Annotated in this window: 15 protein-coding genes; 14 read left to right on the top strand and 1 reads right to left on the bottom strand. The window is 66.4% G+C overall.

All coding sequences use genetic code 11. The features are described 5' to 3' along the window. Positions 1-4 precede the first annotated feature (4 nt). The gene (locus TVNIR_RS09210; protein ID WP_015258746.1) at positions 5-2,485 is read right to left on the bottom strand and encodes a glycogen/starch/alpha-glucan phosphorylase; all 2,481 of its coding nucleotides are present in this window, start codon (positions 2,483-2,485) and stop codon (positions 5-7) included. A gap of 231 nt (positions 2,486-2,716) precedes the next feature. Between TVNIR_RS09210 and TVNIR_RS09205 the strand changes: the two genes are divergently transcribed. From TVNIR_RS09205 to TVNIR_RS09140, 14 genes are all read left to right on the top strand, one after another. Continuing rightward, positions 2,717-3,169, top strand: coding sequence for an NADH-quinone oxidoreductase subunit A (locus tag TVNIR_RS09205; protein WP_015258745.1), 453 nt, complete (start codon positions 2,717-2,719; stop codon positions 3,167-3,169). 145 nt (positions 3,170-3,314) lie between these two features. Next, entirely contained in the window at positions 3,315-3,809 is a 495-nt protein-coding gene (locus TVNIR_RS09200) for an NADH-quinone oxidoreductase subunit B (RefSeq protein ID WP_015258744.1), read from the top strand. Between the two features lie 3 nt (positions 3,810-3,812). Beyond that, positions 3,813-4,286, top strand: a complete 474-nt coding sequence (locus TVNIR_RS09195) for an NADH-quinone oxidoreductase subunit C (protein WP_015258743.1) — start codon at positions 3,813-3,815, stop codon at positions 4,284-4,286. A gap of 163 nt (positions 4,287-4,449) precedes the next feature. Then, entirely contained in the window at positions 4,450-5,676 is a 1,227-nt protein-coding gene (nuoD, locus tag TVNIR_RS09190; RefSeq protein ID WP_043739558.1) for an NADH dehydrogenase (quinone) subunit D, read from the top strand. Then, positions 5,664-6,137, top strand: a complete 474-nt coding sequence (locus TVNIR_RS09185) for an NADH-quinone oxidoreductase subunit NuoE family protein (RefSeq protein WP_015258741.1) — start codon at positions 5,664-5,666, stop codon at positions 6,135-6,137. Before nuoD ends, TVNIR_RS09185 begins: the two co-directional genes overlap by 13 nt. Position 6,138: 1 nt before the next feature. Then, positions 6,139-7,452, top strand: a complete 1,314-nt coding sequence (nuoF, locus tag TVNIR_RS09180) for an NADH-quinone oxidoreductase subunit NuoF (protein WP_015258740.1) — start codon at positions 6,139-6,141, stop codon at positions 7,450-7,452. After that, a complete protein-coding gene (locus tag TVNIR_RS09175; RefSeq protein ID WP_015258739.1) occupies positions 7,443-8,873 on the top strand; it encodes an NADH-quinone oxidoreductase subunit G in 1,431 nt (476 codons plus the stop codon). Before nuoF ends, TVNIR_RS09175 begins: the two co-directional genes overlap by 10 nt. Next, entirely contained in the window at positions 8,870-10,027 is a 1,158-nt protein-coding gene (locus tag TVNIR_RS09170) for a complex I subunit 1/NuoH family protein (protein WP_015258738.1), read from the top strand. Before TVNIR_RS09175 ends, TVNIR_RS09170 begins: the two co-directional genes overlap by 4 nt. A 361-nt stretch (positions 10,028-10,388) precedes the next feature. Beyond that, positions 10,389-11,033, top strand: coding sequence for a NuoI/complex I 23 kDa subunit family protein (locus tag TVNIR_RS09165; protein ID WP_083499418.1), 645 nt, complete (start codon positions 10,389-10,391; stop codon positions 11,031-11,033). Positions 11,034-11,316: 283 nt separating this feature from the next. Then, positions 11,317-11,880, top strand: a complete 564-nt coding sequence (locus TVNIR_RS09160) for an NADH-quinone oxidoreductase subunit J family protein (RefSeq protein ID WP_015258735.1) — start codon at positions 11,317-11,319, stop codon at positions 11,878-11,880. Beyond that, positions 11,873-12,175 (top strand): NADH-quinone oxidoreductase subunit NuoK, encoded by a 303-nt coding sequence (nuoK, locus tag TVNIR_RS09155; RefSeq protein ID WP_015258734.1) that lies wholly within the window; start codon positions 11,873-11,875, stop codon positions 12,173-12,175. The genes TVNIR_RS09160 and nuoK overlap by 8 nt, the downstream gene beginning before the upstream one ends. 4 nt (positions 12,176-12,179) lie before the next feature. Beyond that, positions 12,180-14,060, top strand: a complete 1,881-nt coding sequence (gene nuoL / locus TVNIR_RS09150) for an NADH-quinone oxidoreductase subunit L (protein ID WP_015258733.1) — start codon at positions 12,180-12,182, stop codon at positions 14,058-14,060. Further along, entirely contained in the window at positions 14,053-15,600 is a 1,548-nt protein-coding gene (locus tag TVNIR_RS09145) for a complex I subunit 4 family protein (protein WP_015258732.1), read from the top strand. Before nuoL ends, TVNIR_RS09145 begins: the two co-directional genes overlap by 8 nt. Continuing rightward, a complete protein-coding gene (locus TVNIR_RS09140) occupies positions 15,597-16,979 on the top strand; it encodes an NADH-quinone oxidoreductase subunit N (protein ID WP_015258731.1) in 1,383 nt (460 codons plus the stop codon). Before TVNIR_RS09145 ends, TVNIR_RS09140 begins: the two co-directional genes overlap by 4 nt. Positions 16,980-17,206 lie beyond the last annotated feature (227 nt).

The raw sequence follows: 17,206 nt of genomic DNA, 5'->3' as shown, positions 1-17,206 counted from the left end.
CATCCTACGGCCTGATGGTCACCGGCTCCAGCCTCCAGATGTCGCGGCAGTACTCCTGCACCACCCGGTCGGAGGAAAAGCGCCCCATGCGGGCGACGTTCAGCATCGACATGCGCGTCCACGAGTCGGCATCCCGAAACGCTCGATCCACCCGGTCCTGGCAGTCGACATAGGACTGGAAGTCGGCCAGGAGCATGTAGTCGTCCCGGTGCAGCAGGTGATCGACCAACGGCCGGAACAGGTCCCGGTCGCCGTGCGAGAACAGGCCCTCCGCCAGCAGGTCGATTGCCTCTCGCAGTAGCGGATTCTCGCGGTAGCAGCCGTACGGGCAGTAGCCCGAACGTTTCAGCGCATCCACCTCGGCGCTGGTCAGTCCGAACAGGAAGAAGTTCTCCGGACCTACTTCCTCCCGGATTTCGACGTTTGCGCCGTCCAGGGTCCCGATGGTCAGCGCACCGTTCAGCGCGAACTTCATGTTTCCGGTGCCCGAGGCCTCCTTTCCCGCGAGCGAGATCTGTTCCGACAGGTCGGCGGCCGGGTAGATGCGCTGGGCTACCTTGACGTTGAAATCCGGTACGAACACCACCCGCAAACGATCCCGGACTGCCGGATCGCGGTTCACGACTTCGCCCACCGAGTGAATCAGCTTGATGATCAGCTTGGCCATGGCATACCCGGGGGCCGCCTTGCCGCCAAATACGAACGTGCGGGGCACCGGGTCCAGTGCCGGATCCATCTTGATCCGGCTGTAAAGCGCAATGATGTGCAGCACGTTCAGGTGCTGGCGCTTGTACTCGTGGATCCGCTTGACCTGGACGTCAAACATCGACTCGGGGTCGACTGCGACGCCGGTCTGAGCGGCGATGTACCGGGCCAGCGCACGCTTGCGCTCGAGCTTGATACGTCGCCATTCCGGGTAGATCTCCGGCTGGTGGGCATACGGCTCGAGCAGGCGCAGGCGTTCGGCATCGGCGGCCCAGCCCGGGCCCGCCACCCGGGAGAGCAGCGCGCAGAGGCCGGGGTTGCTCAGGTTGCTGAAGCGGCGCGGCGAGACACCGTTGGTCTTGTTGTTGAAACGCTCGGGCCACAGCGCATGAAAGTCGCGCAGGACGGTGTCCGTCAGGAGCCCGGTATGCAGCCGTGCGACCCCGTTGATCGAGAAACTGCCGACACAGGCGAGGTGCGCCATGCGCACGTACCGGGGCCCGGTCTCGTCGATCAGCGACAGCCGAGTGGCGAGCGCGTCGTCATGCGGGAAGCGTATGCGCACCTCGTCCAGGAAGCACTGGTTGATGTCGAAGATGATCTCCAGGTGCCGCGGCAGCGTCTCCTCGAACAGCGGCAGCGGCCACTTTTCCAGTGCCTCGGGCAGCAGCGTGTGGTTGGTGTAGGCGAATGTGCGGCGAGTCAGCTCCCAGGCCGGATCCCACCGCATGCCATGCTCGTCGAGCAGCAGGCGCATCAGTTCCGCGACCGCGATCGCGGGATGCGTGTCGTTCAGTTGCACCACGAAACGCTGGTGGAACCGGTCGAGGCTGTCACCGCTGCCCAGATGGATCCGGAGCATGTCCTGCAGGGAACAGGATACCAACAGGTAGCCCTGGAGCAGGCGCAGGCGCTTTCCGGTTTCCGGTTCGTCGTTGGGATACAGGACCCGGCTGACCGTCTCGGAGCGGATCTTCCTGCGCATTGCGCCCTGGTAGTCGCCGGCATTGAAGCTGCCGAAGTCGAAGGATTCGGTCGCTTCCGCCGCCCAGAGCCGCAGGAGGTTGCTGTTGTAGACGCCGTAGCCGGGGATCGGCGTGTCATAGGCGACACCACGGATGAGCTCGCCTCCCACCCAGCGCACCCGGCTGTGCCCGTGCGCGTCCAGGTACCGTTCGGTGTGCCCGCCGAGCCTGATCTCGAATGCGATGTGCGGGCGGCGCAGCTCCCACGGGTTGCCGTCACGTAGCCAGCTGTCGGCGACCTCCACTTGCCAGCCCTCGTCGATGCGCTGGCGGAAGATGCCGTACTCGTAGCGCAAACCGTATCCGATCGCGGGCAATTGCAGGGTGGCCAGCGAATCCAGATAGCAGGCGGCAAGACGGCCGAGCCCGCCGTTGCCGAGCCCCGGTTCCGCCTCTGCCTCGATCAGATCCTCCAGCTCGAGTCCGGCCCGGCGCACGGCCTCGCCGGCATTGTCGGAGATGCCCAGGGCGAGCAGGTTGTGTCCCAATTGCGGGCCTGGCAGGTACTCGGCCGACAGATAGCAGACGGTGCGGCTGCGTTCCGCCTTGTAGGTCTGCACGGTCCGGAGCCAGCGGTGCAGCAGGCGGTCGCGAACGGTGAAAGCGAGTGCGCGGTAGTAGTCCTGCTGCGTCGCCACTGCCGGGAAGCGGCCGACCACGTAGAACAGGTTGTCGAGCAGCGCCCGGTGCAGTGCGTCGACGCTGAGGCCAGTCCGGGTGTGTTCGTGTTCCGTCGGGGATGCGGTTTCGTCCATGGTGGTTTCAGCGTTTGCGAGGTGGCGGGGAGGGTGGTGGCATCGTCCAGCCAGGGGCTGTTCGCTGGCCGTCGAGCCCCGGTGCGCGGTGGGCTGCCTGAAAGTGTAGTCCCGATGCAGCGGAGCGGGCCGGCAACAATACGCGGGACTGTGTATAGGCTGTGTATCGCACGGTTCTGCGGAAGAAGGGAGCAGGCGCAACGGCGGTGGAACGTGCCCGGAGAATACCCTATGCTTTCGCGGAGTTCCGCAAGCCGGGTTCCGAGGGGGGCCGGCGGCCACTACAACAAGAACCGGAATGGGGGCTGGTCATTCGTCGTGAATCCGTACGCGATCTTCCTGTTGTATTTGCTCGCGATCCTGGGCTTTGTAGCGGTCACGCTGTTGCTGAACCGTGCGCTGGGGCCGAAACCCGCTGCCAGCGCGATGAAACTCGAGCCCTTCGAATGTGGAGCGGCTCCGGTCGATCGCATGAACGTGAAGGCGGTGCCGGTGAAATACTACGGAATCGCGGTGGTGTTCATCCTGTTCGAACTGGAGACGGTCTTCCTGTTCCTCTGGGCACTGGGCGCGCAGCCGCTGACCGGCACGCTGCTGCTGGTGTTCGGATTTTTCCTGCTGCTGCTCGTCCTGCTCGTGCTCTACGTCTGGAAATCGGGGCTGCTGGAGGACGTGCGCGCATGATCCGGTTGTCTTGCAGTGCGGAAGAACGCAGCATCATCCGCCATCCGGCAACGGGTCCGGTCTACTGCGTTCGGCGTCATGATCACCGCCGGAGGGCGGATGACGGCCTTCGGCCTTTTCCGCCCGGTTTGGAGGCGCTGGTTTCATGAACCCGGGTCACGAGAAGACGGGTGCTTTCGAGTACCTGACCACGCGCAAGGACGAATTGGTCGGCTGGGCCCGGAAATTCTCGATCTTTCCCTATCCCTTCGTCACCGCCTGCTGCGCGATGGAGTTCATGTCGGTGAGTTCGACGATGTACGACACCGACCGCTTCGGCGCTGCATTGCCGCGCTTCTCGCCACGCCAGTCGGACCTGATGATGGTGGTCGGCACGATCACCCATAAGCAGGCGCCGATCCTGAAGAAGGTCTACGAGCAGATGTGCGAGCCGAAGTGGGTGATGGCTTTCGGCGTCTGCGCGACCAGCGGCGGCTTCTACCAGAACTACGCGGCGCTGCAGGGAATCGACCGGATCATTCCGGTCGACGTGTACATTCCCGGCTGCCCGCCGCGCCCGGAGTCGGTGATCGACGGCATCATGCAGTTACAGGACAAGATCGCGAACGCCCGCCATCCGATCGTGAACGAGAAGTTCTGACCGATGAACACCGAACTGCTGGAGCGCGTGCGCGAACGGCTGGCCGGAGAAGGGCGCGAGGCGGCTTTGGCGCACGGTTTGCTGGCCGTGCAGCTGCCGCGCGACGCGCTGCTCGACACCGTTCGCGTGCTAAAGGAGAGTTTCGGCTTCGACCTGTTTCTGGACGTGACCGCGGTCGACTGGCCGGAGCGTGAAGCGCGTTTCGACGTCGTGTTCCACTTCTACTCCACCCGCGACCACGTGCGCGTGCGTTTGAAGACCGCGGTGACCGAGGTCGACCCCGAGGTCGATTCGCTGGTGCCGCTGTACGGTTCTGCCGCGTTCATGGAACGCGAATGCCACGACATGTACGGTATCCGTTTTCGCGGCAACGCCGACCTGCGCCCGATCCTGCTCTACGAAGGCTTCGAGGGTCACCCGCTGCGCAAGGATTACCCGAAGGACCGCGAGCAGCCGCTGGTGAGGTACCGCGAATGATGCCGCCTGCATCCAACGTAGGGCGGAAAAGGCCGAAGGCCGTCATCCGCCGCAGGGCGCCGGGGCGTGCCGGAGCGTGCGGTGCCCAGGTCGTGCGCCGCATGGCGGATGACGCTGCGCTTTTCCGCCCTACAGTGGGTCGCGGGCACTACGGGTAATGACGATGCGCGACACGGAGGAGACCTTGCCGAACCCGGTGCGCCCGGCATTCGAAACGCCGTCGACTGAGGACGGCGTGATCGTGAACATCGGACCCTCGCACCCGGCGACCCACGGCACGCTGCAGATCATCGCCGAGTTGAGCGGCGAGAAAGTCGTGCGCGCCGACGTGCACTGCGGCTACCTGCACCGCGGCTTCGAGAAGGAATGCGAGGCGCACACCTGGCACACACTGATCCCGTACGTCGACCGGCTGAACTACTGCTCGGCGCTGATCAACGACTTCGCGTACTGCGACGCGGTCGAGACGCTGATGGGGGTCGAAATCACGCCGCGCACCCGTTACCTGCGCACCTTGCTGTCCGAATACTCGCGCATCGCCGACCACATGACCTGTATCGCCGCGTCGGTGATGGAGCTCGGCGCGATGACCGCGTTCCTGTACCTGATGACGATCCGCGACTGGATCTACGAGCACCTCGCGGATCTGACCGGCGCGCGCGTCACCTACAGCTACGGGCGCATCGGCGGGCTCGCGCACGACTTACCCGACGGCTGGCTGAAGCGGCTCGAGGAGATCCTCGATGAGTACGAGGAATACATCGGCCGCATCCACGGGCTGATGGACCGCAACCGCATCTTCATCGATCGCACGCGCGACGTCGGCGTGATTTCCACCAAGGACGCGATTCACTGGGGTTTCACCGGCCCGATCCTGCGCTCGACCGGCGCACCCCGCGACCTGCGCAGGGACACGCCGTACCTCGCCTACGGTGAGCTCGATTTCGAGGTGCCGGTGGGGATCAACGGCGACAACTACGACCGGTACTACGTGCGCATGCGTGAAATGGACGAGTCGGTCTACATGATCCGGCAGCTGATCGAGATGCTTCCGGAAGGCCCGATCAATGTCGACGACCGCCGCTGCACCCTCCCGGAAAAGGAACGCGTGTACACCGAGATCGAATCGCTGATCAACCACTTCAAGCTGGTGATCGACGGCCCACAGGTGCCCGCCGGCGAGGTCTACCGCGCCCACGAGGCGGCCAACGGCGAGCTCGGGTTCTTTCTCGTCAGCGACGGCACCGGCAGGCCGCACAAGGTGCACGCGCGCGCGCCGAGTTTCGTGCACATGGGCGGGTTGCACAAATTGCTCGAGGGCTACCAGTTCGCCGATATCATTTCGACCTTCGGCACCGTGAACATGATCGGCGGTGAATGCGACCGGTGAAACACTTGATCCCCGAGTTCGAACGCCTGAAGACGCGGCTGCCGCCCGGACACGACGCGACGCTACTGCTGCCCTGCCTGCGCCGGATTCAGGAAGACCGCGGCTACATCGACAACAGCGACATCGACGGCCTGGCCGAGTACCTCGGCGTTCCGCGCATCCAGATCGAGGAAGTGCTGTCGTTCTACTCGATGCTGCGGCGCAGGCCGATCGGGCGCTGGCACCTGCAGGTCTGCCGCAACGTGTCGTGCTCGATGCGCGGCGCCGAGTGGCTGCTCGAGCACCTGAGCGAGCGGCTCGGCATCGGTCCCGGCGAGACCACCGCGGACGGGCGCTTCACGCTCTCCACTGTCGAATGCCTGGGCGCCTGTGGCACCGCGCCGGTGCTGATGGTCAACGAGGTCTACCACGAGAACCTGGGCACCGCGGATCTCGACGCGCTGATCGCGAGGCTGGACTGACATGACCGGGCGCAAGGTGCTGATGGACTTCGAGGTGACCGCGGACTCGCACACGCTGGCTGCGTACCGCGCGCGCGGCGGCTACCGGGCGCTGGCGAAGGCGCTGCAGACGATGCGGCCGCGTGACGTCACGCAGGAGGTCGTCGATTCGGGAATCCAGGGGCGCGGCGGGGCGGCCTTTCCGGCCGGGCGCAAGTGGCAGGGGATCGATCCCGACGACGGCCAGCCACACTACCTGATCGCGAACGCCGACGAGGGCGAACCGGGGACGTTCAAGGACCGCTGGGTGCTCGAGTTCGACCCGCACGCCCTGCTCGAATCCATGCTGCTCGCGAGCTATGCGCTCGGGGTGCGCCACGCGTTCGTGTACATCCGCGGCGAGTACGATCGGCCCTGGCGGCGCCTCGACGCGGCCGTCGAGGAAGCCTATGCCGAGGGGCTTTTCGGCGAGAACATCCTGGGCAGCGGGTTTGCCTGCGACCTGTTCGTTTTCCGCGGTGCCGGTGCCTACGTCTGTGGCGAGGCGTCGTCGCTGCTGGGCTCGATCGAGGGCACCCGTGCGTATCCGCGCAACCGGCCGCCGCGGATGACCGTGCGCGGCCTGTACCAGGCGCCGACGGTGGTGAACAACGTCGAGACGCTCGCGAGCGTCGCGTGGATCGTCCGCAACGGCGCGCGGGCATTCCGGGAAATCGGCACCGAGAAAAGCCCGGGCACCCGGCTGATCTCGGTCTCCGGGCATATCCGCAAGCCGGGCGTGTACGAGGTGGAACTCGGTTATTCCTGGGCGAAGTTCCTGCACGAGGATTGCGGCGGACTGCTCTGCAACAAGGCGCTGAAAGCGGTGATCCCGGGCGGCATCTCGTCGGCTGTGCTGACCGGGAAGGACGCGAAGGTGCTGACCGCGGGCGAGGTCGAGGACCTGACGCTCGATCACGAGAAACTGCGCGCCGCGGGTTCGTCGCTCGGGTCCGGCGGGATGATCGTGATTGCCGAAGGCACCTGCATGGTGCGCCTGCTGCAGATCATGCTGCGTTTCTACCACCACGAGTCCTGCGGGCAGTGCACGCCCTGCCGCGAGGGCACCGGCTGGATGCACCGCGTGATCGACCGGATCGTCGCGGGCCAGGGCCGTCCCGAGGACATCGACACGCTTTACCACGTCGCCCGTTTCAACGATGGCACCACGATCTGCGGCCTCGGCGATGCCGCGGGCTACGCGGCGACCGCGATGCTCGACAATTTCCGCGACGAGTTCGAGTACTTCATCGAACACCGGCATTCGAAGTTCGGGGGGAACCTCGAATGCCGGTGATCTTCATCAACGGCGAGGCGGTGGAGACCGGCGAGCACCGCACGGTGTTGCAGGCGGCGCTCGCCAACGGCTTCTACGTGCCGCATTTCTGCTGGCATCCGGAGCTGTCGATCGTCGGCAACTGCCGCGTGTGTGTGGTCGAGCAGGAGGGCAGGGGGGTCAACATCGCCTGCAACATGCCGGTGGTCGACGGCATGCGCGTCCAGACCGACTCCGAGCCGGTGCGCGCCCAGCGCAAGGCGATGCTGCAGTTCATCCTGCTGAACCACCCGGTCGACTGCGGCATCTGCGACAAGGCCGGCGAGTGCACCTTGCAGGACTACCATTACGCCTACAACGGCGAGCCGGCGCTGTCGCAGGACCCGAAGCTGCATTCGACCAAGTTCTACCCGCTGTCCGATCGGATCATCCTCGACAATGAGCGCTGCATCCTCTGCTCGCGCTGCGTGCGTTTCACCCGCGAGGTGTCGCAGTCGAACGTGCTCGGAATCGAGTACCGCGGCGATTCCGCGCTGGTGCGACCCGCCGAGGACCGCACGCTCGACGACGACCCCTACTCGGACAACGTGATCGACATCTGCCCGGTCGGCGCCTTGCTGTCGCGCTCGTTCCTGTACCAAGCCCGTGCCTGGTACCTGGAGCCGACGCCGTCGGTTTGCCCGGGCTGCGCGCGCGGCTGCACCGTGCAGCTCTGGCACCGCAAGCCCGAGTGGCGTGTGAAGGGCCTGGATCCCCGTCACAATACCCGGATCCTGCGCGTCACGCCGCTGGAAAACCCGCGCGTCAACGGACCCTGGATCTGCAACAAGGGCCGTGACCTCGGCGGTGCGCTGGAGCGGCCGCGGGCCGAGGTCGCGATGCTCAAGGGCGAGCCGGTGACGACGACGCGGGCGATCGAGGCGGCCCGGGAATTGATCCGCGCGTCGGGGCGTCGGGTCGCGCTGGTTTCGAGCGGGGGATCGAACGAGGAGTTGCGTGCGTTCCACAGTGCACTGGTGGCGAATTTCACCACCTTCGTGAAACCGGACCACCTCCCGCAGGACGGCGAGGTGGTCGAGGACGACCTGCTGATCCGCGCGGACAAGAACCCGAACACGCGCGCGGCCCGATCGCTGTTCGGCGACTCCCCGACGGAGATCTCCGCGGACACGGAGCTGGTCCTGGTCTGGGGTGAGGGAGCGGACTTCGGTGCGTTCCCGCGCGGTGCGAAGATCGTTCTGCTTGGTTCCTGGCTCGCGCCGGAGAACGGTTACGCCGACGTGTTCATCCCGCTGAGCATCCAGACCGAGCGGCGCGGGCATTACACGAACTTCCAAGGTGTGGTCAGCGCGTTCGAACCCTGCTGCTGGCGTCCCGACGGCGTGATCGACGCCGAGACCCTGTTCCCGCTACTGGCAGCACCGCCGGGGAGCACGGCATGATGCAGGATCTGGTCGTGCACGGCGTGTTCATCGTCTACGCGGTGCTGATGCTGATGACGGTCGGACTGATCCTGACCTGGGTCGAGCGCAAGCAGGCCGCGATCATGTCCGACCGGATCGGCGCCAACCGCGCCTACCTGCGCATCCCGTTCACGCAGGTGAAGCTGGTCTGGTGGGGCCTGTTCCACGGTCTCGCCGACGGGCTGAAGATGCTGTTGAAGGAGGACTGGAAGCCGCAGTCGTACGACCGCGTCGCCTACGCGCTCGCGCCGTGGTTCGCGTTCGTGCCGGTGATGGCGGTGTTCGCGGTGATTCCGTTCGGCGGGGAACTGGCCCCCGGCACCTTCTTTGGCTGGTTCGAGGGCCCTTCCGAGTGGTTCGGCGAACGCAGCTACGCGATGCAGGTGGCGCCGCTCGATGCCGGACTGCTGATCGTGTTCGCGCTCGGTGGCATCGCGGTGATCGGTGCAATGCTCGCGGGCTGGTCGTCGAACAACAAGTTCTCGCTGCTCGGCGCGGTGCGCGCCGGCTCGCAGATGATCTCCTACGAAGTGGTGATCGGGCTGACCGTGATCGGGCTGATCCTGATCTACGGCACGGTGAACCTGGTCAGCATCGTCGAGCAGCAGTCGGGGCTTCTGTTCGGGTTCCTGCCGGCCTGGGGGATCTTCGTGCAGCCGTTCGCGGCGATCCTGTTCCTGGTTGCGGCGCAGGCGGAAAACCAGCGCATCCCCTTCGACCTCCCGGAAGCCGAGTCGGAGCTGATCGCCGGCTACTTCACCGAATACAGCGCGATGAAGATGGGCCTGTTCATGTTCGCGGAATTCATCCACATCGCGATCATCGCCGCGCTGTTCACCACATTGTTCCTCGGCGGCTACAACCTGCCGTACATGAACGACGCGGGCTTCCTGCTGCCCGGCGGATTCGAGATCGCGCTGCCGCACGTGCTGGTGGTGATCCTGCAGATCACAACCTTCTGGGTGAAGGTCTTCCTGATGTGCGGGTTCCTGATCCTTGTGCGCTGGTCCCTGCCGCGCTTTCGCTACGACCAGCTGCTGCGTTTCGCGTGGCGCTTCCTGCTGCCGCTCGCGCTGATCAACCTGGCGGTGACCGCGATCGCCGTCTGGGCACTGCGGGGGGTGGGATCGTGATGGGTGGGGTCAGGTTTGCAGCGGCTTCTCGGCCCGGAACCTGGGCCGGGGCAGGGGCAGGGGCGGGACCGGGCTGGGGACAGCCGGACCCGCTCAAGCCGTCCATGGGCGCTCGAAGTCGGCCATCCATGGCCTCCTACGGTCCGGTTGTCCCCACCCCGGTCCCACCCTCGAAGGTTTGGCAAGGACCACAAGACCGGAGGCCCGATGGGGTGAGCGGATGCGTAGGGCGGAAGAGGCCGAAGGCCGTCATCCGCCGTTCCGGCGCCTGCGCCTGCACCGGGGTATGCGGTTTCACCCGCAGCGGTGTGGCGGATGACGCTGCGCTCTTCCGCCCTACGCAGTGGCGTGGGGGGTGCGTATGAACGCACCGCAACGCGGACAGCCGGCCGGCCGAAAGACCCGCCCACAAGTGATCGACCGGCGGCGCAAGTACTGGAACGAGCCGAAGCTCGGGTGGTGGGAGAGCTTCTACCTGTTCGAGGTGGTGCGCGGGCTTTCGGTCACCGGCGGCGTGTTTCTGCGCAACATGAAGCGCTGGATGACAGGCAAGAAGGGGGCCTTGACCGCGTATTACCCGGAGGAGATCCGCGCCGACTACGCGCGCCACAACCGCGGCAAGCACGTGCTGACACAGCGCCCGGACGGCCGCCCGCAGTGCATCGCCTGCAATCTCTGCGCGACCGTGTGCCCGGCGCGGGTGATCGAAATCGAGGCCGGCTTCGACCCCGACGACCCGGCGCACCCGAAATACCCCGAGCGCTTCGAGATCGATTACTCGCGCTGCATTTTCTGCGGCTTCTGCGTCGAGGTCTGCCCGGAAGACGCGATCCGGATGGTGCCCACGGTTCCCGGGTTCCCGGTACCCGATCGCCGCGCGGGAATGTGGCTCGGCAAGGAAGAGCTGCTCAGCTGGCAGCCGGCCCGTGACGCGGCGAAGCCCTACCCGCCGAAAGACGGCAGCGGTGGTGAAGCCGCCGATGCCATGCCCAGGGGGAACCGATGATCGGGTTCCGCGGGGTGTTCTTTCCGGGGCGGTCTGCCGTTGCCGGATGCGCGCCTGCGGCGCGTGCGCGTGCAAGGCACGTTCCTGATATGGATCGCATCGCAACGATCGGTGCCAGAACGTCCTTTCTTGGGCGCAGATGTTGCCAGAATCCGACGACCGCACCGATGGCGATGCCATCCATGAGGCCTACAGCCTTCGCAGAGATATGTGGGAGCGTGCCTTGCACGCGAAAGGGCGTAACCGGGGGTCGCGGGCCTGCGCCGACCAACGGGGGAAAGGGATGACGATCGAAACCGTGTTTCTCGGCATCTTCTCGTTCGGCGCGCTGGCCGGGGCGGTGGCGCTGTTCTTCCTGCGCCACCCGATGCGGGTCGCGCTGGCGCTGATCGGCACGATGCTGTCACTGGCCGCGATCTATGCCCAGCTCGGGCTGCACGTGATCGCGGTGTTCCAGGTATTGATCTACGTCGGCGCGGTGATGGTGTTCATGGTCTACGCGATCATGCTGCTCGACGTGCGCGATCGCTCGTTCACCGAACGGTTCTCGCCGCTGCTCGTCGCCGGGCTTGCGGGCCTCCTGCTGCTGGCCGGCGTGCTGGTCGACGGGCTGCTGCGGGGCGAGCCGATCGTCGCGGTCGACGTGCCTGCAGACACGTTCAGCGTCGGTGCCTTCGCGACCGCGTTCATGGACGAGTACTGGGTGTTTTTCGCGCTGGCGGCGGTGTTGCTGCTGGTCGCGGAGATCGCGGCCAGCGCGGTGATCGAGATCCGGCGCCGGGGGGAGGACCAGGCCGCAGCCCGGGCCGCGCAGCTGCGCCGCGGCGAGGAGGGGAAGCATGGCTGACGCCAACCTGCTGCTGGCGGTTTCGGGAATCCTGTTCACGCTGGGTCTGGTCGGCGTGATCGTTCGCCGCAACCTGCTGGTGATGCTGATGTTCCTGGAACTGATGCTGAATGGCGTACTGCTGAGTCTCGCGGTGTTCACGCAGCTGCTCGGCGCCGAGGCCGGTGCGGTGCTGATGTTTCTGGTGTTCACGGTGGCGGCGGCCGAGATCGCGATCGCGGTGCCGATCGTGCTGCTGCTGGTGCGCGCGGGCCACACGCTGGATCCGGGCGCGTACGCCCGGTTGAAGGGCTAGGGCGATGGACGGGATGCTGACCCTGCTCGTGCTGCTGCCGCTGGCCGGATTCGTGCTGAACGGCGTGTTCGGCCGGCGGTTCGGTACCGGGTTCGTGAACGCGGTGGGCGTGGGCCTGCCGTTTCTGGCCTTCGTCACCGCGCTCTGGGCCTGGCGCACGCTGGAGGCCGGCGGCGGGGCGCCGATCGTCGAGACCGTGTTTACCTGGGCGGTGGTCGGCGAGTACGTGTTCGAGGTGTCTTTCTACCTCGACCGCCTGAGCGCGGTGATGGCACTGATCGTGACCGGGGTCGGGGCGCTGATCCACCTGTATTCGATCGGCTACATGAAGGGCGACGAGGGCTACGCGCGCTACTTCGCGTACCTGAACCTGTTCCTGTTCTTCATGCTGCTGCTGGTGCTCGGCCGCTCGCTGCTGGTGCTGTTCGTCGGCTGGGAGGGGGTGGGTCTCGCATCGTACCTGCTGATCGGCTTCTGGTTCCAGGACGCCGCGAAGGCGCGCGCCGGGCGCAAGGCCTTCATCACCAACCGCGTCGGCGACGCCGGCTTTCTGCTCGGCATGTTCCTGGTGTTCGTCTTCGCCGGCACATTGGAGATGGATGGGATCAACGAAGCCTTCGGCGCCGGGTTGATCCCGGCGGGAATCGCGACCGCCGCCGGGATCCTGCTGTTCATCGGCGCGACCGGCAAGTCGGCGCAGATCCCGCTGCATGTCTGGCTGCCGGACGCGATGGCGGGTCCGACGCCGGTCTCCGCGCTGATCCATGCGGCGACGATGGTCACCGCGGGCGTGTATCTGGTCGCGCGGCTGTCCGGTGTGTACCTGGAGACACCGGCCGCTTCCACGCTGATCGCGGTGATCGGGGTGTTGACCGCGTTCCTGGCCGCGACCATCGCGCTGGTGCAGACCGACATCAAGAAAGTGCTGGCGTATTCGACGATCTCGCAGCTCGGCTTCATGTTCCTCGCGCTCGGCGTCGGTGCCTACGGTGTGGCGGTGTTTCACCTGTTCACGCACGCCTTCTTCAAGGCCGCGCTGTTCCTCGGTGCCGGCAGCGTGATCCACGCGTTGAACGGCGAGCAGGACATCCGCCGGATGGGCGGGCTGGCGCGGCCTATCCCCTGGACCTTTGCGACCTTCGCGATCGCGACCGCCGCGATCGCCGGACTGCCGCCGCTGGCCGGTTTCTTCTCGAAGGACGAGATTCTGTGGTTCGCGCTCGCGAGCGGGCAGGGCGGTGCCGCCTGGCTCTGGGCGCTCGGGTCTTTGACCGCGCTGCTAACCGCGCTGTACATGTTCCGGCTGCTGTGGCTCGTGTTCCTCGGTCGCTCGCGGATGGCACCGGAGACCGAGCGCCACGTGCACGAGTCGCCGGTCACGATGACCGGTGTGCTGGTAGTGCTCGCGTTCTTTTCGGTGATCGCGGGCTGGTTCGCATTGCCGCAGTATCTGGAGCCGCTGCTGCCGCTGCCCGAGCTGTTGCCCGAACGTGCGGGGCTGCATTTCGCGCAGGTGGTGTTCGCGGTGCAACTCGCACTGCTCGGCCTGATCGGCGCCTGGGTGCTGTACCGCGACGGTGGGCGGCCTGCCGAGGCCCTCTGGGCGCGGGCAACGCGCCTGCATCGCGTGCTGGAGGGCAAGTATTTCGTGGACGAGCTTTACGCCCGCCTGCTCACGCGGCCCTGGCGCTGGGTGTCCGACCGGGTCTTCCTGCGCCTGGGCGACCGGATCCTGCTGGATGGCACCCTGCATGGCCTCGCGGCGCTCGCCCGCGCGGGGGCCGCGGCGCTGACGCGGGTGCAGAGCGGAAGTCTCCACTGGTACGCCTGGATCACGCTGTTCGGGCTGGCCGCGGTACTGATCTGGATGTGGCGCCATGTCTGAGATCATCGCGGTGAACCTGCTGCTGTTCCTGCCGGTGCTCGGCGGCGTGTTGCTGCTCGCGCTGCCGGAGCGCCGGCCGGATATGGTGCGCGGGCTGTCGCTGCTGGTGCTCACCGCGCAGCTCGTGCTGGCAGCCTGGCTCTACCTGCAGTTCGAAGCCGGTGTGCCGGGGCTGCAGTTCGAGACGCGCATTCCGTGGATTCCGGCCTGGGGCGTGCATTACCACGTCGGCCTCGACGGGCTGAACCTGTTGCTGGTGCTGCTCACCGCCTTCCTCGGGCCGCTGGTCGTCGCCGGTGCATTTACCTCGACCACGCGGGACGTGAAGCTCTTCCACGGCATGGTGCTGTTCCTGCAGTTCACGATGCTCGGCACCTTCCTGGCGCAGGATCTGTTCCTCTTCTACCTGTTCTGGGAAGCGATGCTGATCCCGATGTTCCTGATCATCGGGATCTGGGGCGGCGAGCGGCGTATCTACGCGACGCTGAAGTTCTTTCTGTACACGGCGTTCGGCAGCATCCTGATGCTGGCCGCGGTGATCTACCTCGCGTTCACGGTGCTCGCCCAGGACGGCACCCCGTCGTTCGCGTTCACCGACCTGTACGATCTCGGCCTCGCGGTGGATGTGCAGCTCCTGCTGCTGGCCGCGTTCGCGCTGTCGTTCGCGATCAAGGTGCCGATGGTGCCGCTGCATACCTGGCTGCCGGACGCGCACGTCGAGGCGCCGACAGCCGGCTCGGTCATCCTGGCCGGCGTGCTGCTGAAGATGGGCACCTACGGGTTCCTGAAGCTGGGCTTTCCGCTGTTTCCCGACGCAGCGCAACTCGCGACGCCGCTGATCATGACGCTGGCGGTGCTCAGCATCATCTACGGCGCGGGGCTAGCATTGGTGCAGGACGACATCAAGAAAATCATCGCCTACTCGTCGGTGAGCCACCTCGGCTACGTGATGCTGGGGCTGGTCAGCTACAGCCTGCTCGGCGTGCAGGGCGCGATCATCCAGATGGTCAGCCACGGGCTCGTCGCGGGTGGGCTGTTTCTGATGGTCGGCATGATCTACGAGCGCTGCCACAGCCGCGACCTCGCCGCCTATGGCGGGTTCGCGAAGCTGCTGCCGGTGTACTCGGTGTTCTTGATGCTGCTGACGCTCGCCGCGATCGGCCTGCCGACGACCAGCGGCTTCACCGGCGAGTTCCTGGTGCTGCTCGGGGCGTTTCACGCGGCGTGGCCGCAGTTCGAGCAGGGAATCACGTATCCGTTGGCGCTTGCGTCGGCGGCGGTGCTCGGCATCGTGCTCGGTGCGTTGTACATGCTGCGTCTCGTGCGGCGGCTGCTGTTCGGCGGGCCGCGCGCACCCGAGGCCGATGGCGGTGTATTGCGAGACCTCAGCCTGCGCGAGATGGGCATCCTCGGTGCGCTGGTCGCCGCGATCTTCTACATCGGCCTGTTCCCGAACGGCTTCCTGCAGAAGACCGAGCAGGCGGTCATCGAGTACCAGCAGCGGGTGTTGCCGGCGCAAGGCGGGGAGGATCGGCAATGACCCCGGACGGCCTGCTGCTCGCCGCGCTGCCCGAGCACCTGCTGCTGCTCGGCATCCTCGCGATCCTGACGATCGACCTGGTGTCCAGTCGGCCGCGTGACCCGTTCATGCCGGCGCTGATCACCGTACTCGCGGCCGGTGCCGCTGCCTTCTCGCTGCACACTGCTGGCCACGCGGGCGCACCGTTCCCCGGGCATTTCTCGGTCGACGCCGACGCGTTCGCGGCAAAGACACTGCTGTTCGGGCTGGCCGTGCCGGTGCTCTTCCTGGCGCGCGCCGAGCGCTTCGACGGCCGTTTCGCGATGCTGCTGCTGGCCTCGCTCTATGGCGCCGGGTTGCTGCTGTCGGCAGACAGCCTGGTGATGTTGTTCTTCGGGCTGGAGCTGCTGTCGTTGCCGCTGTACGCGCTGGTCGTGCTGACGTTCCGCCGGCCGGAGAGCGCGGAGGCCGCGCTCAAGTACCTCGTGCTCGGCGGTGTCGGTACCGCGGTGCTGCTGATGGGCGTGTCGCTGACCCTCGGCGCCACCGGCGGACTGACGGTCGACGATTTCCGCGCCGCGCTGGCCAGTGGCGACGTTCTCGCTCGGGGCGCGGTGGTGCTGGTGGTTGCGGCATTCATGCTCAAGGCGGCGATCGTTCCGTTCCATGCCTGGGCGCCGGACGCGTACGAGGGTGCCAGCGTTCCGGCCACCGCGTTCATGGCGACGATCGTGAAAGCTGCGGTCGTGCTGGCGCTGGTGCGGCTGTTCGGGCCGGCCGGTGCCGGACCGGGGCTGGTTGCGGTGCTGATCGCGCTGCCGCTGCTGTCGATGGTCTGGGGCAACCTCGCGGCGATGCGCCAGCAAGGGTTCCGGCGCCTGATCGCGTATTCGTCGATCGCCCACGCCGGCTACCTGTTCCTGGCCCTGCTCGGGCTGCCAGACGCGCGATTCGAGGCGATGGCCTTCTACGTGCTCGTCTACGGGCTGACGACGCTGCTCGCGCTGGCCTGCCTGCCCAGCGGCGAAGACTGGCTGCGCGACCGCCTGAACAGTCTGAAGGGCCTGTACCATCGCGACCCACGTGCGGCGATCCTGATCGCGGTCGCGATGCTGTCGCTCGCCGGCATCCCGCCGTTCCCCGGCTTCGTTGCCAAGTTCCTGATCTTCCGCACCGTGATGGACGCGGGCCTGGTCGCGGTCGCGGTGATCGGATTGATCGCGAGCTATCTGGGCATCTACCTGTACCTGCGGGTCATCCAGTACATGTTCATGAATCCGGCGGCGTCGCATCCGCGCACCGAACCGGCGAGCGGCCATGCGGCTGCCGCTGCGCTGTTGCTCGTTGCGGCAGTGGTGCTGGTGGGTGTCTTCCCCGGGGTAGTGCTGGGCTGGCTGTAACGCCGGGGGTTACCGGCAACCGTCGAGGGGATCGGTCCGCGCGTCGTGGCCCGCTGCCTGCGCCGGTTCGCCAGGCCGGTCAAAAGAATCCCGTTGTCTACTTCGCATGGTTGGCCCGGAAAACGCAGGGGAGGGCGCAGACTATCGGCCGACCGGGCGCGACCCTGACGACCGTGACACGCCTGCGCGAACATCCACGCGTCCTCCTCCCTATGGGCCGGCGGGAT

Origin of the sequence: Thioalkalivibrio nitratireducens DSM 14787, assembly GCF_000321415.2 — a bacterium.
GTDB lineage: Bacteria > Pseudomonadota > Gammaproteobacteria > Ectothiorhodospirales > Ectothiorhodospiraceae > Thioalkalivibrio > Thioalkalivibrio nitratireducens.
This window is presented reverse-complemented; position numbering and strand designations above follow the sequence as displayed.

What these genes read in the sequence shown, in the direction of transcription:
- TVNIR_RS09210 (WP_015258746.1), bottom strand. Translation starts at nt 2,485, where the DNA reads ATGGACGAAACCGCATCCCCGACGGAACACGAACACACCCGGACTGGC.
- TVNIR_RS09205 (WP_015258745.1), top strand. Translation starts at nt 2,717, where the DNA reads ATGCTTTCGCGGAGTTCCGCAAGCCGGGTTCCGAGGGGGGCCGGCGGC.
- TVNIR_RS09200 (WP_015258744.1), top strand. Translation starts at nt 3,315, where the DNA reads ATGAACCCGGGTCACGAGAAGACGGGTGCTTTCGAGTACCTGACCACG.
- TVNIR_RS09195 (WP_015258743.1), top strand. Translation starts at nt 3,813, where the DNA reads ATGAACACCGAACTGCTGGAGCGCGTGCGCGAACGGCTGGCCGGAGAA.
- nuoD (WP_043739558.1), top strand. Translation starts at nt 4,450, where the DNA reads ATGCGCGACACGGAGGAGACCTTGCCGAACCCGGTGCGCCCGGCATTC.
- TVNIR_RS09185 (WP_015258741.1), top strand. Translation starts at nt 5,664, where the DNA reads ATGCGACCGGTGAAACACTTGATCCCCGAGTTCGAACGCCTGAAGACG.
- nuoF (WP_015258740.1), top strand. Translation starts at nt 6,139, where the DNA reads ATGACCGGGCGCAAGGTGCTGATGGACTTCGAGGTGACCGCGGACTCG.
- TVNIR_RS09175 (WP_015258739.1), top strand. Translation starts at nt 7,443, where the DNA reads ATGCCGGTGATCTTCATCAACGGCGAGGCGGTGGAGACCGGCGAGCAC.
- TVNIR_RS09170 (WP_015258738.1), top strand. Translation starts at nt 8,870, where the DNA reads ATGATGCAGGATCTGGTCGTGCACGGCGTGTTCATCGTCTACGCGGTG.
- TVNIR_RS09165 (WP_083499418.1), top strand. Translation starts at nt 10,389, where the DNA reads ATGAACGCACCGCAACGCGGACAGCCGGCCGGCCGAAAGACCCGCCCA.
- TVNIR_RS09160 (WP_015258735.1), top strand. Translation starts at nt 11,317, where the DNA reads ATGACGATCGAAACCGTGTTTCTCGGCATCTTCTCGTTCGGCGCGCTG.
- nuoK (WP_015258734.1), top strand. Translation starts at nt 11,873, where the DNA reads ATGGCTGACGCCAACCTGCTGCTGGCGGTTTCGGGAATCCTGTTCACG.
- nuoL (WP_015258733.1), top strand. Translation starts at nt 12,180, where the DNA reads ATGGACGGGATGCTGACCCTGCTCGTGCTGCTGCCGCTGGCCGGATTC.
- TVNIR_RS09145 (WP_015258732.1), top strand. Translation starts at nt 14,053, where the DNA reads ATGTCTGAGATCATCGCGGTGAACCTGCTGCTGTTCCTGCCGGTGCTC.
- TVNIR_RS09140 (WP_015258731.1), top strand. Translation starts at nt 15,597, where the DNA reads ATGACCCCGGACGGCCTGCTGCTCGCCGCGCTGCCCGAGCACCTGCTG.